General features: G+C 67.7%; 20 protein-coding genes. 13 read left to right on the top strand and 7 right to left on the bottom strand.

What is annotated here, in order from left to right:
• The first annotated feature begins 2 nt into the window (after positions 1 to 2).
• The 8 genes from rplO to rplQ all read left to right on the top strand — a co-directional run bounded on the left by rplO (position 3) and on the right by rplQ (position 4,912).
• Positions 3 to 437, top strand: a complete 435-nt coding sequence (rplO, locus tag RA210_RS20070) for a 50S ribosomal protein L15 (RefSeq protein WP_136491009.1) — start codon at positions 3 to 5, stop codon at positions 435 to 437.
• On the top strand, positions 438 to 1,766 hold the full coding sequence (gene secY, locus RA210_RS20065) for a preprotein translocase subunit SecY (protein WP_136491010.1): 1,329 nt from the start codon (positions 438 to 440) through the stop codon (positions 1,764 to 1,766).
• 28 nt (positions 1,767 to 1,794) lie between these two features.
• Positions 1,795 to 1,911: a 50S ribosomal protein L36 gene (gene rpmJ / locus RA210_RS20060; protein ID WP_014854209.1), complete on the top strand. Its 117-nt coding sequence runs from the start codon at positions 1,795 to 1,797 to the stop codon at positions 1,909 to 1,911.
• Between the two features lie 128 nt (positions 1,912 to 2,039).
• Positions 2,040 to 2,396, top strand: coding sequence for a 30S ribosomal protein S13 (gene rpsM, locus RA210_RS20055; RefSeq protein ID WP_136491011.1), 357 nt, complete (start codon positions 2,040 to 2,042; stop codon positions 2,394 to 2,396).
• A 30-nt stretch (positions 2,397 to 2,426) separates the two neighbouring features.
• Complete coding sequence (gene rpsK, locus RA210_RS20050) at positions 2,427 to 2,816, top strand: 30S ribosomal protein S11 (RefSeq protein WP_003093689.1); 390 nt, start codon at positions 2,427 to 2,429, stop codon at positions 2,814 to 2,816.
• A 16-nt stretch (positions 2,817 to 2,832) separates the two neighbouring features.
• Positions 2,833 to 3,453 carry a 30S ribosomal protein S4 gene (rpsD, locus tag RA210_RS20045; protein WP_136491012.1) on the top strand — a complete coding sequence of 207 codons (621 nt, stop codon included), beginning with the start codon at positions 2,833 to 2,835 and terminating at the stop codon, positions 3,451 to 3,453.
• Between the two features lie 22 nt (positions 3,454 to 3,475).
• The gene (locus tag RA210_RS20040) at positions 3,476 to 4,477 is read left to right on the top strand and encodes a DNA-directed RNA polymerase subunit alpha (protein ID WP_136491013.1); all 1,002 of its coding nucleotides are present in this window, start codon (positions 3,476 to 3,478) and stop codon (positions 4,475 to 4,477) included.
• 45 nt (positions 4,478 to 4,522) lie between these two features.
• Positions 4,523 to 4,912 (top strand): 50S ribosomal protein L17, encoded by a 390-nt coding sequence (rplQ, locus tag RA210_RS20035; protein WP_090350156.1) that lies wholly within the window; start codon positions 4,523 to 4,525, stop codon positions 4,910 to 4,912.
• A 155-nt stretch (positions 4,913 to 5,067) separates the two neighbouring features.
• Here the strand turns inward: rplQ and uvrA are convergent, their stop codons facing one another.
• Positions 5,068 to 7,902: an excinuclease ABC subunit UvrA gene (gene uvrA, locus RA210_RS20030; RefSeq protein WP_201487802.1), complete on the bottom strand. Its 2,835-nt coding sequence runs from the start codon at positions 7,900 to 7,902 to the stop codon at positions 5,068 to 5,070.
• 129 nt (positions 7,903 to 8,031) lie between these two features.
• Here uvrA and RA210_RS20025 point away from each other — a divergent pair, with 129 nt between their 5' ends.
• The 4 genes from RA210_RS20025 to RA210_RS20010 are packed head-to-tail and all read left to right on the top strand — an operon-like array spanning position 8,032 to position 11,765.
• Entirely contained in the window at positions 8,032 to 9,417 is a 1,386-nt protein-coding gene (locus tag RA210_RS20025; RefSeq protein ID WP_201487801.1) for an MFS transporter, read from the top strand.
• 17 nt (positions 9,418 to 9,434) lie between these two features.
• Positions 9,435 to 9,938 (top strand): single-stranded DNA-binding protein, encoded by a 504-nt coding sequence (locus tag RA210_RS20020; RefSeq protein ID WP_201487800.1) that lies wholly within the window; start codon positions 9,435 to 9,437, stop codon positions 9,936 to 9,938.
• Between the two features lie 20 nt (positions 9,939 to 9,958).
• The gene (locus RA210_RS20015) at positions 9,959 to 10,843 is read left to right on the top strand and encodes a sugar nucleotide-binding protein (RefSeq protein ID WP_136491288.1); all 885 of its coding nucleotides are present in this window, start codon (positions 9,959 to 9,961) and stop codon (positions 10,841 to 10,843) included.
• Positions 10,836 to 11,765, top strand: a complete 930-nt coding sequence (locus RA210_RS20010) for an NAD-dependent epimerase/dehydratase family protein (protein WP_201487799.1) — start codon at positions 10,836 to 10,838, stop codon at positions 11,763 to 11,765. The genes RA210_RS20015 and RA210_RS20010 overlap by 8 nt, the downstream gene beginning before the upstream one ends.
• 105 nt (positions 11,766 to 11,870) lie before the next feature.
• Here RA210_RS20010 and RA210_RS20005 read toward each other — a convergent pair whose 3' ends face one another.
• From RA210_RS20005 to RA210_RS19985, 5 genes are all read right to left on the bottom strand, one after another.
• Entirely contained in the window at positions 11,871 to 12,539 is a 669-nt protein-coding gene (locus RA210_RS20005) for an OmpW/AlkL family protein (RefSeq protein ID WP_136491290.1), read from the bottom strand.
• A gap of 114 nt (positions 12,540 to 12,653) precedes the next feature.
• Positions 12,654 to 13,172 carry a DUF3299 domain-containing protein gene (locus tag RA210_RS20000; protein ID WP_201487798.1) on the bottom strand — a complete coding sequence of 173 codons (519 nt, stop codon included), beginning with the start codon at positions 13,170 to 13,172 and terminating at the stop codon, positions 12,654 to 12,656.
• Between the two features lie 20 nt (positions 13,173 to 13,192).
• Positions 13,193 to 14,455 carry an ABC transporter permease gene (locus RA210_RS19995; RefSeq protein WP_201487797.1) on the bottom strand — a complete coding sequence of 421 codons (1,263 nt, stop codon included), beginning with the start codon at positions 14,453 to 14,455 and terminating at the stop codon, positions 13,193 to 13,195.
• A 3-nt stretch (positions 14,456 to 14,458) separates the two neighbouring features.
• The gene (locus tag RA210_RS19990) at positions 14,459 to 15,163 is read right to left on the bottom strand and encodes an ATP-binding cassette domain-containing protein (protein WP_201487796.1); all 705 of its coding nucleotides are present in this window, start codon (positions 15,161 to 15,163) and stop codon (positions 14,459 to 14,461) included.
• Positions 15,164 to 15,233: 70 nt separating this feature from the next.
• Positions 15,234 to 15,782 carry a DUF2796 domain-containing protein gene (locus RA210_RS19985; protein ID WP_201487795.1) on the bottom strand — a complete coding sequence of 183 codons (549 nt, stop codon included), beginning with the start codon at positions 15,780 to 15,782 and terminating at the stop codon, positions 15,234 to 15,236.
• Between the two features lie 128 nt (positions 15,783 to 15,910).
• Here RA210_RS19985 and RA210_RS19980 point away from each other — a divergent pair, with 128 nt between their 5' ends.
• Complete coding sequence (locus RA210_RS19980) at positions 15,911 to 16,273, top strand: hypothetical protein (protein WP_201487794.1); 363 nt, start codon at positions 15,911 to 15,913, stop codon at positions 16,271 to 16,273.
• On the opposite strand, the gene trxA is transcribed toward RA210_RS19980, so the two are convergent.
• Positions 16,267 to 17,136: a thioredoxin gene (trxA, locus tag RA210_RS19975; RefSeq protein WP_201487793.1), complete on the bottom strand. Its 870-nt coding sequence runs from the start codon at positions 17,134 to 17,136 to the stop codon at positions 16,267 to 16,269. The genes RA210_RS19980 and trxA overlap by 7 nt on opposite strands.
• Positions 17,137 to 17,142 lie beyond the last annotated feature (6 nt).

The following is a 17,142-nucleotide window of genomic DNA, read 5'->3' as shown; positions in this document are numbered from 1 at the left end:
CCATGCAACTGAACGATCTGCGTTCCGCGCCGGGTGCCCGTCGCGAGAAGCTGCGTCCGGGCCGTGGTATCGGTAGCGGCCTGGGCAAGACCGGTGGCCGCGGCCACAAGGGCCAGACCTCGCGTACCGGCGGCAAGATTGCCCCGGGCTTCGAGGGCGGCCAGCAGCCGCTGCACCGCCGTCTGCCGAAGTTCGGCTTCACCTCCCTGAAGGCCATGGATCGCGCAGAAGTGCGCACCTCCGAGCTGGCCAAGGTGGAAGGCGACGTCGTCACCCTGCAGGCGCTGAAGGATGCCAACGTGATCAACGAAAACGTGCAGCGTGTCAAAGTCATGCTGTCCGGCGACGTTGCTCGCGCTGTTACCCTGAAGGGCATCGCCGTCACCAAGGGTGCACGTGCGGCCATCGAAGCAGCTGGCGGCAAAATCGAGGACTAAATGGCTAAGCAAGGTGCTCTCTCCGCGCTCAGCAATGGCGGGCTGTCCGAGCTCTGGGCTCGTTTGCGTTTCCTGTTCATGGCGATCATCGTCTACCGGATCGGCGCGCACATCCCGGTGCCCGGCATCAACCCTGACCGGCTGGCCGAGCTGTTCCGGCAGAACGAGGGGACCATTCTTAGCCTGTTCAACATGTTTTCCGGTGGCGCGCTGGAGCGCATGAGCATCTTTGCACTGGGGATCATGCCGTACATCTCGGCATCGATCATCATGCAGCTGATGACGGCGGTCAGTCCGCAACTGGAGCAGTTGAAGAAGGAAGGTGAGGCTGGTCGACGCAAGATCAGCCAGTACACCCGCTACGGCACTGTTGCCCTGGCACTGGTCCAGGCCACCGGCATGTCCGTTGGTCTGGCCAGTCAGGGTGTGGCCTTCAGCACCGATTTCGGTTTCCACTTCGTGGCGGTCACCACCTTCGTGGCAGGGGCGATGTTCATGATGTGGCTGGGCGAGCAGATCACCGAACGCGGCATCGGCAACGGCATCTCGATGCTGATCTTTGCCGGTATCGTGGCCGGCCTGCCGTCGGCGATCGGGCAGTCCTTCGAGTCTGCCCGTCAGGGTGATATCAATATCTTCGCCCTGATTGCCATCGGTCTGCTGGCCGTCGCGATCATCGGTTTCGTGGTGTTCATCGAGCGTGGCCAGCGTCGCATCGCGGTGCACTATGCCAAGCGTCAACAGGGCCGCAAGGTCTTCGCGGCGCAGACCAGCCACCTGCCGCTGAAGGTGAACATGGCCGGCGTCATTCCGGCGATCTTCGCCAGCAGCATCCTGCTGTTCCCGGCCTCCCTGGGTGCCTGGTTCGGTCAGGGTGAAGGCATGGGCTGGATGCAGGACATCGCGCAGGCGATCGCGCCCGGTCAGCCGTTGAACATTCTGCTGTTTAGTGCAGGGATCATTTTCTTCTGCTTCTTCTACACGGCGCTGATGTTCAACCCGAAGGACGTGGCGGAAAACCTGAAGAAGTCCGGTGCCTTCATTCCGGGTATCCGTCCCGGCGAGCAGTCGGCGCGCTACATCGATGGCGTTCTGACCCGCTTGACCATGTTCGGTGCTCTGTACATGACGGCCGTATGCCTGCTGCCCCAGTTCCTGGTGGTGGCGGCCAATGTGCCGTTCTACCTTGGCGGGACCTCGTTGCTGATCGTCGTGGTCGTTGTGATGGACTTCATGTCCCAAGTACAATCGCACCTCGTTTCGCACCAGTACGATTCCCTGATGAAGAAAGCCAACCTGAAGGGCTACGGCAGCGGCATGCTGCGCTGACCGTCCCGTAAGGTTCGAGGAGTTGGTGATGAAAGTTCGTGCATCGGTCAAGAAGCTGTGCCGCAACTGCAAGATCGTGCGCCGTGAAGGCGTCGTTCGCGTGATCTGCAGCGCGGAGCCGCGCCACAAGCAGCGCCAAGGCTGAGTGTGATCTGCGAACCAGCCCGGCAGCTAGTGCGCTGCCGGGTTGATTATTTGTTATTACAGCGTTAATATCCACGCCCTTTTCTTGGCTTCCGGGGCGCGGATAGCTGTCAATTGGAGTTTTTCTGAATGGCCCGTATTGCAGGCGTCAACATTCCGGATAACAAACACACTGTTATCTCGCTGACCTACATCTATGGTGTCGGTCGCACCACCGCGCAGAACATCTGCGCCGCCACCGGCGTCAACCCGGCGGCGAAAATCAAGGATCTGAGCGACGAGCAGATCGAGCAGCTGCGTGGCGAAGTCGCCAAGCTCACCACCGAAGGTGACCTGCGCCGCGAAATCAACATGAACATCAAGCGCCTGATGGACCTCGGCTGCTACCGCGGCCTGCGTCACCGTCGCGGCCTGCCGGTTCATGGTCAGCGCACCAAGACCAACGCCCGTACCCGCAAGGGTCCGCGCAAGCCGATCCGCAAGTAATCGCATCCGCGAATCGACAGGAATATAGTCATGGCAAAACCTGCTGCTCGTCCTCGTAAGAAAGTCAAAAAGACGGTGGTTGATGGCATCGCCCACATCCACGCGTCCTTCAACAACACCATCGTGACCATCACCGACCGTCAGGGCAACGCTCTGAGCTGGGCGACTTCCGGTGGTTCCGGTTTCCGCGGCTCGCGCAAGAGCACTCCGTTCGCTGCCCAGGTGGCGGCCGAGCGCGCCGGTCAGGCCGCTCTGGAGTACGGCCTGAAGAACCTCGACGTCAACGTCAAGGGTCCGGGTCCGGGTCGTGAATCCGCCGTGCGTGCCCTGAACGCCTGCGGCTACAAGATTGCCAGCATCACCGACGTGACGCCGATCCCGCACAACGGGTGCCGTCCGCCGAAGAAGCGTCGCGTGTAATAGGAGACAGTGAAGAATGGCTCGTTACATTGGTCCGAAATGCAAACTGTCCCGTCGCGAAGGCACTGACCTGTTCCTGAAGAGCGGCGCCCGCGCTCTGGAATCCAAGTGCAATATCGAAGCGGCCCCCGGTATCCATGGCCAGCGCCGTGGTCGCCTGTCCGAGTACGGCACCCAGCTGCGCGAGAAGCAGAAGGTCCGCCGCATCTACGGCGTGCTGGAGCGTCAGTTCAGCGGTTACTACAAGGAAGCAACCCGTCGCAAGGGTTCGACCGGCGAGAACCTGCTGCAACTGCTCGAGTGCCGCCTGGACAACGTCGTCTACCGCATGGGCTTCGGTGCCACCCGTGCCGAATCCCGCCAGCTGGTTTCGCACAAGGCCATCACCGTCAACGGTCAGACCGTCAACATCCCGTCTTACCAGGTCAAGGCTGGCGACGTCGTCGCTGTCCGTGAAAAGGCCAAGAACCAGCTGCGTATCGCCCAGGCTCTCGAGCTGTGCGCCCAGCGTGGCCGCGTTGAGTGGGTGGAAGTTGATGCCGAGAAGAAGTCCGGCCTGTTCAAGAGCGTGCCGGCTCGCAGCGATCTGTCCGCTGACATCAACGAAAACCTGATTGTCGAGCTCTACTCCAAGTAAGAGCTAGAAAATAGGTGCATCCATGCAGAGTTCGGTAAATGAGTTTCTGACCCCCCGTCACATCGACGTTCAGGTGGTCAGCCCGACCCGCGCCAAGATCACGCTCGAGCCTCTCGAGCGCGGTTTTGGTCACACACTGGGCAACGCGCTGCGTCGCATCCTGTTGTCCTCCATGCCTGGCTGCGCAGTGGTTGAGGCTGAAATCGATGGCGTACTCCACGAGTACAGCGCCATCGAGGGTGTGCAGGAAGATGTGATCGAGATCCTGCTCAACCTGAAAGGCCTGGCCATCAAGCTGCACGGTCGTGATGAAGTGACGCTGACCCTTTCCAAGAAGGGTCCGGGTGCGGTCACCGCTGCCGATATTCAGCTGGATCACGATGTCGAGATCGTGAACGGTGACCACGTCATCGCCAACCTGGCGGACAACGGTGCCCTGAACATGCGTCTGAAAGTGGCGCGCGGCCGTGGCTATGAGCCCGCCGACGCCCGCCAGAGCGACGAGGACGAGAGCCGTTCGATCGGCCGCCTCCAGCTCGACGCCTCGTTCAGCCCGGTCCGTCGCCTGGCCTACGTGGTGGAAAGCGCCCGTGTCGAGCAGCGTACCAACCTGGACAAGCTGGTCCTCGACCTGGAAACCAACGGTACCCTGGATCCCGAAGAGGCCATCCGTCGTGCCGCGACCATCCTGCAGCAGCAGCTGGCCGCGTTCGTCGACCTCAAGGGTGACAGCGCTCCGGTGGTGGAAGAGCAGGAAGACGAGATCGACCCGATCCTGCTGCGCCCCGTCGATGATCTGGAACTGACCGTGCGTTCGGCCAACTGCCTGAAGGCGGAGAACATCTACTACATCGGTGACCTGATCCAGCGCACCGAAGTGGAGCTGCTCAAGACGCCGAACCTGGGCAAGAAGTCCCTGACCGAGATCAAGGACGTTCTGGCTTCCCGCGGTCTTTCCCTCGGCATGCGCCTCGACAACTGGCCGCCGGCAAGTCTGAAAAAGGATGACAAGGCGACTGCCTGATCGTCCCTGATAACCGAACTCAAGGTTTGGTAAGGAATTTCAATCATGCGTCATCGTAAAAGTGGCCGTCACCTGAGCCGCACCAGCGCACACCGCAATGCCATGTTCCAGAACATGGCGGTGTCGCTGTTCGAACACGAGCTGATCAAGACCACCCTGCCCAAGGCGAAAGAGCTGCGTCGCGTTGCCGAGCCGCTGATCACCCTGGCCAAGGAAGACAGCGTCGCCAACCGTCGTCTGGCTTTCGACCGCACCCGCTCCAAGGCTGCTGTCGGCAAGCTGTTCAACGAGCTGGGCAAGCGCTACGCCAACCGTCCGGGCGGCTACCTGCGCATCCTCAAGTGCGGCTTCCGCGCTGGCGACAACGCGCCCATGGCGTACGTCGAGCTGGTTGATCGTCCGGTTGCCGGTGCTGTGGAAGCAGCTGCCGAGTAAGTTCGGGTGATTCACAAGAAGCCGGGCCCAGTGCCCGGCTTTTTGTTGCCTGCGTTTTTTGTCCGGGGCAGAGCCGGCGCGCGCGGCTTGCGGATGTGACAAGGCCGGGCTTGATGCCCGGCCTTGTCGTGTACGGCTGGCGTTCCGCGCAGGAGCTACGCCCGGTCGCGCTCCAGCAGCGGGCCGAGGAAGCGCCCGGTGTGCGATTGCGGCATGGCGGCGACCTGCTCAGGCGTGCCCGTGGCGATGATCTGCCCGCCGCGCGAGCCGCCCTCGGGGCCGAGGTCGACCAGCCAGTCGGCGGTCTTGATCACGTCGAGGTTGTGCTCGATCACCACCACGGTGTTGCCGTGGTCGCGCAGGCGGTGCAGCACGTCGAGCAGTTGCTGGATGTCGGCGAAGTGCAGGCCGGTGGTCGGTTCGTCGAGGATGTACAGGGTCTTGCCGGTATCGCGCTTGGACAGCTCGCGGCTCAGCTTGACCCGCTGCGCCTCGCCGCCGGACAGGGTGGTGGCGCTCTGCCCCAGCTTGATGTACGAGAGGCCCACGTCGATCAGCGTCTGCAGCTTGCGCGCCACCGCCGGCACCGCATCGAAGAATTCGCGCGCTTCCTCGATGGTCATCTCCAGCACCTCGTGGATGTTCCGGCCCTTGTACTTCACCTCGAGGGTCTCGCGGTTGTAGCGCTTGCCCTTGCACACGTCGCACGGCACGTAGATGTCCGGCAGGAAGTGCATCTCCACCTTGATCACCCCGTCGCCCTGGCAGGCCTCGCAGCGCCCGCCCTTGACGTTGAAGGAGAAGCGCCCCGGGCCGTAGCCGCGCGAGCGCGACTCCGGCACCCCGGCGAACAGCTCGCGGATCGGGGTGAACAGTCCGGTGTAGGTGGCCGGGTTGGAGCGCGGCGTGCGGCCGATCGGGCTCTGGTCGATGTCGACCACCTTGTCGAGGTGCTGCAGGCCGTCGAGGCTGGCGTAAGGCGCCGCCTCCTGCGACTCGGCACCGTTCAGCGCATGGGCGGCCAGCGGGAACAGGGTGTTGTTGATCAGCGTCGACTTGCCCGAACCGGACACGCCGGTGACGCAGGTGAACAGGCCGAGCGGGATCTCCAGGTCGACGCTGCGCAGGTTGTTGCCGCGCGCGCCCTTGAGCCGCAGCAGCTTGTTGCGGTCGACGGACGTGCGCTCGGCCGGGTAGCGGATCTTCGCGCGGCCGGACAGGTACTTGCCGGTCAGCGACTCGGGGTGGGCCATCACCTCGGCCGGGGTGCCCTGGGCGACGATGCGGCCGCCGTGCACGCCGGCGCCCGGGCCGATGTCGACCACGTAGTCGGCCAGGCGGATGGCGTCCTCGTCGTGCTCGACCACGATCACCGTGTTGCCGAGGTTGCGCAGGTGGGTGAGGGTGGCCAGCAGGCGCTCGTTGTCGCGCTGGTGCAGGCCGATCGACGGCTCGTCGAGGATGTACATCACTCCGACCAGGCCGGCGCCGATCTGGCTGGCCAGGCGGATGCGCTGCGCCTCGCCGCCGGACAGGGTGTCGGCGCTGCGCTCCAGGGTCAGGTAGTCGAGGCCGACGTTGACCAGGAACTGCAGGCGCTCGCGGATCTCCTTGAGGATCTTCGCGGCGATCTCGCCGCGCCGACCGCTCAGGCTGAGATCGGCGAAGTAGTTGCAGGCGTCGCCCACCGGCAGGGCGGTGACCGCCGGCAGGGTCCGCTCGCCGACCCACACGTGGCGCGCCTCGCGGCGCAGGCGGGTGCCACGGCAGTCCGGGCAGGGCTGGGTGCTGAGCAGCTTGGCCAGCTCCTCGCGCACGCTGCTCGACTCGGTCTCGCGGTAGCGGCGCTCCAGGTTGGGCACGATGCCCTCGAACGGGTGGGCGCGGCGGACGATGTCGCCGCGGTCGTTGAGGTAGCGGAACTCCACCTCCTCGCGGCCGCTGCCATGCAGCAGCAGCTTCTGCACCGCCACCGGCAGCGCGTCGAACGGCTCGTCGAGGCTGAAGCCGTAGTGCGCGGCCAGCGAGCCGAGCATCTGGAAGTAGTAGACGTTGCGCCGGTCCCAGCCGCGGATCGCGCCCTCGGCCAGGCTCAGCTCGCCGTTGACCAGCCGGCGCGGGTCGAAGAACTGCTTGACGCCCAGGCCGTCGCAGCTCGGGCAGGCGCCGGCCGGGTTGTTGAAGGAGAACAGCTTGGGCTCCAGTTCGCCGATCGAGTGGCCGCAGTGCGGGCAGGCAAAGCGCGCCGAGAAGATGATCTCCGTGCCGTCCTCCCCCTCCATCGGGGCGACCAGGGCGATGCCGTCGGCCAGCTTGAGGGCAGTCTCGAAGGATTCGGCCAGGCGCTGCTGCAGGTCGCCGCGCACCTTGAAGCGGTCGACCACCACGTCGATGCTGTGCTTCTTCTGCTTGTCGAGCCTGGGCAGCTCGTCCAGCTCAAAGAGCCTGCCGTCGACCCGTGCGCGCACGAATCCCTGGGCGCGCAGCTCCTCGAACACCGACAGGTGCTCGCCCTTGCGCTCGCGGATCACCGGAGCCAGCAGCATCAGCTTGCTGCCTTCGGGGAGGGCCAGCACCTGGTCGACCATCTGGCTGACCGTCTGCGCCTCCAGCGGCACGTCGTGCTCCGGGCAGCGCGGGGTGCCGACGCGGGCGTAGAGCAGGCGCAGGTAGTCGTAGATCTCGGTGATGGTGCCGACCGTCGAGCGCGGGTTGTGCGAGGTGGACTTCTGCTCGATGGAGATCGCCGGCGACAGGCCCTCGATGGTGTCGACGTCGGGCTTCTCCATCATCGACAGGAACTGGCGGGCGTAGGCCGACAGCGATTCCACGTAGCGGCGCTGGCCCTCGGCGTACAGGGTATCGAAGGCCAGCGACGACTTGCCCGAGCCGGACAGGCCGGTGATGACGATCAGCTTGTCGCGCGGCAGGGTGAGGTCGATGTTCTTCAGGTTGTGGGTGCGCGCCCCACGGATCAGGATCTGGTCCACTGCAGCCTCGCATGGCGGGCGGAAAAGCCCGGAGTATACGGCTGCCGTCTGCCGGGCGGCAAAGCGCCGCGCCTGTGCCGGCGGCGGCGGTGCTGCTAGAATTGCGCCCCCGTTTTTCGAGGTGAAGTCATGCACGATCCGCACTCCGAGCGCATGAGTCCGACCGAGCAGCGTGCGGCTGCCGGTCTGGCCTCGGTATTCGCCTTCCGCATGCTCGGCATGTTCATGGTGCTGCCGGTGCTGGCGACCTACGGCCAGGATCTGGCCGGCGCCACGCCGTTGCTGATCGGCCTGGCCATCGGCGCCTACGGCCTGACCCAGGCCGTGCTGCAGATCCCCTTCGGCATCCTCTCCGACCGCATCGGCCGCCTGCCGGTGATCTACGTCGGCCTGCTGATCTTCGCCGCCGGCGCGGCGCTGGCGGCCAGCGCCGACTCGATCTGGGGGGTGATCGCCGGCCGGGTGCTGCAGGGCGCCGGCGCCATCTCGGCGGCGGTGATGGCGCTGCTCTCCGATCTCACCCGCGAGCAGCACCGCACCAAGGCCATGGCCATGATCGGCATGAGCATCGGCCTGTCGTTCGCCGCCGCCATGGTCATCGGCCCGCTGCTGACCCGTGCCTTCGGTCTGGCCGGGCTGTTCTGGGTCACCGCCGGCATGGCCCTGTTCGGGATCCTGATCATCGCCGTGCTGGTGCCCAGGCCGCAGAGCGCCCTGCAGCACCGCGAGTCCGGCGTGGCCCGCCAGGCGCTGTGGCCGACCTTGCGCGATGGCCAGCTGCTGCGCCTGGACTTCGGCATCGCCGCGCTGCACGCCATCCTGATGGCCAGCTTCGTCGCCCTGCCGCTGGCGCTGGTCGAGCAGGGCGGGCTGCCCAAGGAGGAGCACTGGTGGGTCTACCTGGTCGGCCTGCTGGTCGGCTTCTTCGCCATGATTCCGTTCATCATCTACGGCGAGAAGCGTCGGCAGATGCGCCGCGTGCTGGTCGGCGCGGTCGGCGTGCTGCTGCTCTGCGAGCTGTTCTTCTGGCAGCTCGGCAACAGCCTGGTCGCGCTGGTGATCGGCACCCTGGTGTTCTTCACCGCCTTCAACCTGCTGGAGGCCTCGCTACCGTCGCTGATCAGCAAGATGGCGCCGGCCGGCGGCAAGGGCACGGCGATGGGCGTGTATTCCACCAGCCAGTTCCTCGGCGCCGCCCTCGGCGGCCTGCTCGGCGGCTGGCTGTTCCAGCAGGGCGGGGTGGCCGCGGTGTTCCTCGGCTGTGCGCTGCTCGCTGCCCTGTGGCTGGGGTTTGCTGCTACTATGCGCGAACCGCCGTATGTGACCAGTCTGCGCCTGTCGCTGTCGCCCGAAGCGCTGCGCGAGGCGGGACTGGTAGAGCGTCTGAAGGCAGTGCCCGGCGTGGCCGATGCTGTCGTGGTGGCCGAGGAGGCCGCCCTGTATGTCAAGCTGGATGCCCAACAAGTGGATCGCACGTCCATCGAGCGCCTGGTCAATCCGGCGCCGGCGTGCTGAAGCCTTAGGAGAAAATCATGGCTCGCGGAGTCAACAAAGTCATTCTGGTGGGTAACGTCGGGGGCGACCCGGAAACCCGTTACCTGCCCAACGGCAATGCGGTGACCAACATCACCCTGGCCACCAGCGACAGCTGGAAGGACAAGCAGACCGGCCAGCTGCAGGAGCGCACCGAGTGGCACCGCGTGGTGTTCTTCGGCAAGGTCGCCGAGATCGCCGGCGAGTACCTGCGCAAGGGCTCCCAGGTCTACGTCGAAGGCCGCCTGCAGACCCGCAAGTGGCAGGACCAGTCCGGCCAGGACCGCTACACCACCGAGATCGTGGTCGACATGGGCGGCCAGATGCAGCTGCTCGGCAGCCGCGGCGGCAACGCCGAGGGTGGCGACTACGCCCAGCGTCCGGCGCGCCCGCAGCGCGAGCCGCAGCAGCATGCGCCGCGCGAGTCGCGTCCGGCCCCGCAGCAGCCGGCCGCCCAGCCCGCGCCGGACTACGACAGCTTCGACGACGACATCCCGTTCTGAGCCGAGGGTAGTCCATCACCATGCGCATGCGCCTGATGCTGCTGGGCGGCGGTAATGCCCTGGGACAGGCGCTGCTGCGCCAGGGGGCTGAAGAGAACGTCGAGTTCCTCGCCCCGGTGCCGCCGCCGCAGGGCTGGGACCCGGCCAGCCTGACCGTGCTGCTCGACGAGCAGCGCCCGGACGCGCTGGTCAACTTGGCCTACTACCACGACTGGTTCCAGGCCGAGCAGATCGAGGCCGAACGGCTGTTCGTCCAGGAGCGCGCCATCGACCGCCTGGCCGAGCTGTGCCTGCACCACGAGATCGTCCTGCTGCAGCCGTCCAGCTACAAGGTGTTCGACGGCGCCCGCGCCACCGCCTACAGCGAGAAGGACGACATCCACCCGCTGAGCCTGCGCGGCCAGGCGCTATGGCGCTTCGAGCAGAGCGTGCGGGCCATCTGCCCGCGGCACATCCTGCTGCGTTTCGGCTGGCTGCTCGACGAGAGTCCGGAGGGGCGCATGGGCCGTCTGCTCCGGTGGGCGGAGAGCGGCGAGCCGCTGTGCCTCGCCGACGACCGACGCGGCAACCCGACCCCGGTGGACGACGCCGCGCGGGTGATCCTCGCGGTGCTCAAGCAGCTCGACTGCAATGCGCCGCTGTGGGGCACCTACCACTATGGCGGCATCGAGGCGACCACCAGCCTGGCCATGGGCCAGGCCACCCTGGCCGAGGCGCGCCGCCATCGCCCGGACATCCCCCAGGACTTCACCCCGCAGGCCCACGCCGAGCGTCCCGACGCGCCGGAAGAACCGCAGCATGCGGTGCTCGCCTGCCGGAAGATCCTCAACACCTTCGGCATCAAGCCGCGCGCCTGGCGCGCCGCCCTGCCGGCCGTCGTGGACCGCTACTACCGTCATGTCTGATTCCCTGATCCTGGTCACCGGCGGCGCCGGCTTCATCGGCTCGCACCTGGCCGATGCCCTGCTGGCGCGCGGCCACCGCGTGCGCGTGCTGGACAACCTGTCCACCGGCAAGCGCGCCAACCTGCCGCTGGACAACCCGCGCCTCGAGCTGGTCGAGGGCGACGTGGCCGACATCGGGGCGGTGCAGGCGGCGCTGGCTGGTTGCACCGCGGTGGCCCACCTGGCGGCGGTGGCCTCGGTGCAGGCCTCGGTGGACGATCCGGTCGGCACCCACCAGAGCAACTTCATCGGCACCCTCAACCTGTGCGAGGCCATGCGCGAGCAGGGCGTGCGCCGGGTGCTGTTCGCCTCCAGCGCGGCGGTGTACGGGCAGAACGGCGAAGGCACGGCCATCGACGAGGAAACCCCCAAGGCGCCGCTGACCCCCTACGCCGCGGACAAGCTGGCCAGCGAGCATTACCTCGACTTCTACCGCCGCCAGCATGGCCTGGAACCGGCGATCTTCCGCTTCTTCAACATCTTCGGCCCGCGCCAGGATCCGTCCTCGCCGTATTCCGGGGTGATCAGCATCTTCGCCGAGCGCGCGCTGGCCGGCCTGCCGATCAGCGTGTTCGGCGACGGCGAGCAGACCCGCGACTTCGTCTACGTTGCCGACCTGGTGACGCTGCTGGTGCAGGCGCTGGAGGCGCCGCAGGTGGAAGCGGGGGCGGTGAACGTCGGCCTCGATCGCGCCACCAGCCTCAACCAGCTGCTGGCGGCGCTGGCGGACATCCTCGGTAACCTGCCGCCGGTGACCCATGGCGAGGCGCGTGCCGGCGATATCCGCCACTCGCGGGCGGACAACCGGCGCCTGCTGGCGCGCTTCGTCTTCTCCGAGCCGACACCGCTGCGCGACGGGCTGGCGCGGCTGCTCGGCCGCTGAGCTGGTTTTGTCCGGCGCCTGTTGCAGCGGGTGGGCGGGATGGCAGAAACGACAAAGGCACCTTGCGGTGCCTTTGTCGTTTCTATCGCCGCTGGGGTGACGGGATCAGAACTTGTAGCCGAGGCCGACCATGTAGACCCACGGGTCGATGTCGACGTCGACGCTGACCTTGCCAGCACCTGCCAGATCGGCAGTGGCTTCGGTGTCGATGTCGATCCAGCGCAGCTGGGCGTTGAGCATGATGTTGTCGCTCAGCATGAAGTCGGCGCCGACCTGGGCTGCCAGGCCCCAGGAGTCGTCCAGCTCGAGGTTGCTGAAGCCTTGGCCGGTACGAGTGCTGTTCAGGTCTTCGTCGAAGAAGGTGGTGTAGTTGATGCCCAGGCCGACATAGGGCTGCACGGTGGACTTGCTGTCCAGCGGGTAGTAGACGGCGCTGAGGGTCGGCGGCAGGTGCTTGACGTCGGCGAAGCTGCCATCGAGACCACCCAGACCTTTCAGGCCTACGCTGTGTTCGAACGGAGTGGCGGCCAGCAGCTCGATGCCGACCTTGTCGGTGACCATGTAGACGAAGTTCAGGCCCAGCTGGGTGTCGCTGTCCAGAGTGGCCTGACCACCGAGCGGAGCTCCATTCAGCTTCACAGCAGAGCTGTCTTCGTTCGGGTCGACGGTGATGGCACCAGCGCGGGCGATGATGTCACCAGCCTCGAAAGCCTGGGCAAAGGGAGCAGCGACGGCCAGGGCCAGCAGGGAAGCGGTGAGAGTCTTGCGGATCATGGGAGAACTCCATCCAGATGTTCTGTATCGACTGGTGCCTATGCTAGCGGCCGGCCAGCAGTGGCTGCGTTGATCCAGCTCAACAATGGTCTACAGGAATATCAACGCGTTGCCTCATTCTTGCGGCAGTTCATACGGGCGGATGCGCTCGGCCTGCAGCTGGTAGCCGGCCTCGGCCAGCTCGCTGCTGCTGTGCGCGACGCGCAGCGTTCCCTCGATCCAGAACGGCTGCCAGAGGTCGTCGAGTGCCAGCTCCTGGGTGGTGCGCACGTGGACGATCTGGTTGGAGGGCGGCGGCGGCACGTGGATGCAGGCACCGAACCAGGGCACCAGGAGGAACTCGCGCACCCGACCGGCGGCGTCGAGGTCCAGCGGCACCACGTAGCCGGGGATGCGCACCCGCTGGCCGTCCAGCGCCTCGACCACCGGGGCGGCTGGCGACTGCTGGGCGGCCGCCGGGCCGCTTTCCGCCGCCAGCGCGTCGGCCAGCTGCGAGAGGTCGTGGAAGGCCTGCGGCGGCGGGGGCGGCGGCGCGCCTTCGGGGATCAGCTCCTGCCAGCTCAGGGTGCGCAGCGGCTCGGCCAGCAGCGGGGTGGCCAGCAGGGCCAGGGACAGCAGCAGCGCGCGCAGCATGGCGAATCTCCAGGAGGGGGTCACAGACGGATGCTCAGGCCGTCGACCAGCGACTGCCGGTAGGCGCGCCAGGCCGGCAGCAGGCCGAGCAGCAGGGCGGCGGCGAGGCTGGCGGCGAGCAGCAGCCACTCGCGCGGGCTCGGGGCGGCGAGGGGCAGGAACAGGCCGTGGCGCGCCTGCAGGAAGTCCTGGCCGAGGGCGATGGCCAGGTACAGCAGGGCCAGGCCGAGCAGCAGGCCCGCCAGGGTCAGCACCAGGGCCTCGGCCAGCAGCAGGGCGGCGATCTGCCAGGGGCGGGCGCCGACCGAGCGCAGGATGGCCATCTCGCGGCGGCGCTCGTTGAGGCTGGCCAGCAGCGCGGTGAGCATGCCGACCAGGCCGACCAGCACCACGCAGGCCGACACCGCCAGCAGCGCCTGCTCGGCGGTGCCCATCATGCTCCATAGCTCCTGCAGGGCGACTCCGGGCAGGATCGCCAGCAGCGGCTCGCCGCGATACTCGTTGAGCGCCCGCTGCACGGCGAAGGTGGCGATGCGGTTGTCGAGGCCGAGCAGCACGGCGGTGATCGCCTGGGGCCTGAGGTCGAGCCGGCGCGCCCGGTCGGCGTCGATGCGCGCCGCGCCGCGCGCCGGCATGCCGCCCTGCCAGTCGACGTGCAGCGCCTCCATGCCGGCCAGGGAGATGTGCAGGGTGCGATCCACCGGGGTGCCGGTGCGCGCCAGGATGCCGGCCACGCGGAACGGCTTGTCGTCGTGGCGGGTCAGGCTGATCGCGCCGACGCCGTGGGCCAGCACGATCTCGTCGCCGAGCCGGTAGCCGAGGGCGCGCGCCACCTCGGCGCCGAGCACCACCTCGAACAGGTCGGCGAACGGCCGGCCCGCGGCCAACTGCAGGGCGCGGTCCTGGCCGTAGCGGTAGTGCGTGAAGTAGTCGGTCGTGGTGCCGAGCACCCGGTAGCCGCGGTGCGAGTCGCCCAGCGACAGCGGGATGGCCCACTTGACCCGCGGCAGCGCGGCGATCTGCTGGTAGCTGTCCCAGCGGATGTTGTTGGTGGCGTTGCCGATGCGGAACACCGAGTAGAGCAGCAGGTTCACCGAGCCGGAGCGGGCGCCGACGATCAGGTCGGTGCCGCTGATGGTGCTGGCGAAGCTGCTGCGGGTTTCCGTGCGCACCCGCTCGACGGCGAGCAGCAGGCCCACCGACAGGGCGATCACCAGCACGGTGAGCAGGGCGGTGGCGCGGCGGTTGGCCAGGCTGGCCAGGGCCAGGCGCAGCAGGTGCATGGCTCAGTCCTCCCTGTGGCTGGCGCGGTTGAGCTGCTGCAGCGCCAGCTCGCGGTCGAACAGCGGTGCCAGGCTGCGGTCGTGGCTGACGAACAGCAGGCTGGCGCCGGCGGCGCGGCATTCGGCGAACAGCAGCTCGAGGAAGGCCGCGCGGGCGTCGGCGTCCAGCGCCGAGGTCGGTTCGTCGGCGATCACCAGCTCCGGCTGACCGATCAGCGCACGAGCGGCGGCCACCCGCTGCTGCTGGCCGATCGACAGCTGGTCGGCGCGGCGGCCGTGCAGCGTGGCGTCGAGGCCCAGATGCTCGAGCAGGCCGGCGACGGCGGCGGCCACGCTGCCGTGGCGGCGGCGGGTGCGTTCGGCGCGCAGGGCGGAGAAGCGGCAGGGCAGGGCGACGTTGTCGCGCACCGAAAGGAAGGGCAGCAGGTTGAACTGCTGGAAGATGTAGCCGCTGTGGTCGACGCGGAAGCGGTCGCGGGCGCCGGCCGACAGGCGTGCCAGATCCTCGCCGAGCAGGCGCACGCTGCCTCGCTGCGGCAGCTGCACGCCGCCGAGCAGGCCGAGCAGGGTGGTCTTGCCGCTGCCGCTCGGGCCGTGCAGGAACAGGCGTTCGCCGACCTCCAGGCGGAAGGCCGGGATGTCCAGCAGCTCGGCCTGGCCGGGCCAGGCGAAGCCGAGGTCGGTGATGTCGATCAACGCAGGATTCATCGGGGGCCGAAGATGGCGGGCGGAGCGGACTGCTTACCGGCGCGGGTTGCCGCGGTCAAGCTGCGGCCGCTCACAGCGCCAGGCGGCTGGCGCCGGCGCGCATCTCGCCGCCCTGCTGGCCGCGCGGACCGATCAGCTGCACCTGCAGCCGGGTGGTGGCGGGGAATGCGCGGAACAGCGGGGCCGCGTCGAGGGCGTCGAGGGCCGCGGGCGCGTGGCAGTCGAAGCGGTAGCGGGCATGGATTTCGCTGTGCGCGTCGCCATGCTCGTCGTGCGCATGATCCGTGGTGGCGAACAGCGGGCTGTCCAGCTGCTGCGCGGTCAGCCGGCAGTCGGCCGCAGCGGGCAGGTCGAACAGGGCCTGCGCCTGGCCCAGTTGCTCCCGCAGGCGGGCGACCTGGCGGTGCTCCTCGGCGCTGCGCGGGGCATGCTCGAAGCCCAGCAGGTTGGCCGCCGGACTGCGCAGCTCGAGTTCGAGGACGCCGCTCTCCAGCGCCACGTCCAGTTCGCCGACGCCGTGCTCGTGGCGGCCCAGACTGGCCTGCGCGTGGGCATGCTCGTGGTCGCCGGCGACGGCCAGGGGCGACAGGAGGAGAGGCAGGATCAGCAGCAGGTGCATGGCGGGGCTCCGTTGGCCGGAAATGAGTTTGTTACGTTATAACAAGTTTTTCGCCTGGCGGGCCAGCGCCGCTTGGCGGGGACGGGCCGTCATGGGAGCATGCCGCCATCGGCATGAGGAAGCGGGCGATGCGAATTCACGGGCGGATTGGCGACTGGGCGGTGGACCTGACGGTCGAGCTGGACGGCGCGGAATGGGCGCAGTTGCGTGGGGTGCTGCCGGCAGTGGCGGACGAGGCGCCCCCGGCCGGCGCGCCCGCAACTGCTCCGGCCACCGCCGGCGACCGGCTGTGGGCGCTGGCTCAGGAGCTGCTGCGCCGCGCCGGTGCGCTGGACGGGCCGCAGCTGTTCGCCGAACTGAGCGCCCTGGCCGGCGGCGAGGAGGCGGGCAAGCGCCTGCTGGTGCGCCTGCGCCACTGCCCGCAGGTGGCGGTCGAAGCCGCTGGCGACGCGCCGGTCTACCGCTGGACCGGCGCGGCGGCCGATCAGTAGAGGGCCTGGTACAGCTTGCGGCGGTAGCTGATCACCAGCGGGTGCTCGTTGCCGAGCAGGTCGAACACCTGCACCAGGGTCTTGCGCGGCAGGTCGTCGCCATAGCCGCGGTTGCGCACGAACAGGCGCAGCAGGCTGTCCAGGGCGGTTTCGTACTGCTGGCGGGCGAGCTGGTGGATGGCCAGCTGGAAGGCCGCCTCGTCGTCGCCGGCGTCCTGGGCCAGACGGCTCTTCAGCTCTGCGGCCTCGGGCAGGCTGGCGACCTGGCGCAGGAAGGTCAGCTGGGCGCGGGCGCCGGCCAGCTCCTGCCTGTGCTCGTCGCCCTTCACCGCATCCAGCACCGCCTGCGCCTCGTCCAGCGCGCCGCGCTCGGCCAGGCAGCGCGCGTAGAGGATCAGCGCCGCGGCGTTCTGGTTGTCCTCGGTGAGCAGCTGCTGCAGCAGCTGTTCGGCGGCGGCGATCTGTCCGGCGGCGTACTGGGCGCGGGCGCTGTCCAGCAGGTCGGCCTGCGGCGCGGCCGGCTCCTGCACGTGCGGCTCGAGCATGGCGCGGATCGCCGATTCCGGCTGGGCGCCGGCGAAGCCGTCGACCGGCTGGCCGTCCTTGAACAGCACCACGGTGGGCAGGCTGCGGATGCCGAAGCGCATGACGATGTCCTGCTCGACGTCGCAGTTGACCTTGGCCAGCAGCAGCTCGCCCTGGTAGCCCTCGGCGATCTTCGCCAGCAGCGGCATCAGCGCCTTGCACGGCGCGCACCACTCGGCCCAGAAGTCCACCAGCACCGGCTTGTGGAAGGAGTTTTCGATCACCAGCTGCTCGAAGCTGGCGGTGGTGACGTCGAAGATGTACGGGGTTGCGCTCATCGGGAC

Origin of the sequence: Pseudomonas sp. OF001, assembly GCF_904426495.1 — a bacterium.
Taxonomy (GTDB): domain Bacteria; phylum Pseudomonadota; class Gammaproteobacteria; order Pseudomonadales; family Pseudomonadaceae; genus Geopseudomonas.
The sequence above is the reverse complement of the archived record's forward strand: the minus strand, read 5'-3'. Positions and strand labels throughout refer to the sequence as shown.

Coding starts and splice junctions, on each gene's coding strand:
- RA210_RS20020 (WP_201487800.1), top strand. CDS start 9,435: ATGGCTCGCGGAGTCAACAAAGTCATTCTGGTGGGTAACGTCGGGGGC.
- RA210_RS19995 (WP_201487797.1), bottom strand. CDS start 14,455: ATGCACCTGCTGCGCCTGGCCCTGGCCAGCCTGGCCAACCGCCGCGCC.
- trxA (WP_201487793.1), bottom strand. CDS start 17,136: ATGAGCGCAACCCCGTACATCTTCGACGTCACCACCGCCAGCTTCGAG.
- secY (WP_136491010.1), top strand. CDS start 438: ATGGCTAAGCAAGGTGCTCTCTCCGCGCTCAGCAATGGCGGGCTGTCC.
- rplQ (WP_090350156.1), top strand. CDS start 4,523: ATGCGTCATCGTAAAAGTGGCCGTCACCTGAGCCGCACCAGCGCACAC.
- rplO (WP_136491009.1), top strand. CDS start 3: ATGCAACTGAACGATCTGCGTTCCGCGCCGGGTGCCCGTCGCGAGAAG.
- rpsK (WP_003093689.1), top strand. CDS start 2,427: ATGGCAAAACCTGCTGCTCGTCCTCGTAAGAAAGTCAAAAAGACGGTG.
- rpsD (WP_136491012.1), top strand. CDS start 2,833: ATGGCTCGTTACATTGGTCCGAAATGCAAACTGTCCCGTCGCGAAGGC.
- RA210_RS20000 (WP_201487798.1), bottom strand. CDS start 13,172: ATGCTGCGCGCGCTGCTGCTGTCCCTGGCCCTGCTGGCCACCCCGCTG.
- RA210_RS20025 (WP_201487801.1), top strand. CDS start 8,032: ATGCACGATCCGCACTCCGAGCGCATGAGTCCGACCGAGCAGCGTGCG.
- rpsM (WP_136491011.1), top strand. CDS start 2,040: ATGGCCCGTATTGCAGGCGTCAACATTCCGGATAACAAACACACTGTT.
- RA210_RS19980 (WP_201487794.1), top strand. CDS start 15,911: ATGCGAATTCACGGGCGGATTGGCGACTGGGCGGTGGACCTGACGGTC.
- rpmJ (WP_014854209.1), top strand. CDS start 1,795: ATGAAAGTTCGTGCATCGGTCAAGAAGCTGTGCCGCAACTGCAAGATC.
- RA210_RS20015 (WP_136491288.1), top strand. CDS start 9,959: ATGCGCATGCGCCTGATGCTGCTGGGCGGCGGTAATGCCCTGGGACAG.
- RA210_RS19990 (WP_201487796.1), bottom strand. CDS start 15,163: ATGAATCCTGCGTTGATCGACATCACCGACCTCGGCTTCGCCTGGCCC.
- RA210_RS19985 (WP_201487795.1), bottom strand. CDS start 15,782: ATGCACCTGCTGCTGATCCTGCCTCTCCTCCTGTCGCCCCTGGCCGTC.
- RA210_RS20005 (WP_136491290.1), bottom strand. CDS start 12,539: ATGATCCGCAAGACTCTCACCGCTTCCCTGCTGGCCCTGGCCGTCGCT.
- RA210_RS20040 (WP_136491013.1), top strand. CDS start 3,476: ATGCAGAGTTCGGTAAATGAGTTTCTGACCCCCCGTCACATCGACGTT.
- RA210_RS20010 (WP_201487799.1), top strand. CDS start 10,836: ATGTCTGATTCCCTGATCCTGGTCACCGGCGGCGCCGGCTTCATCGGC.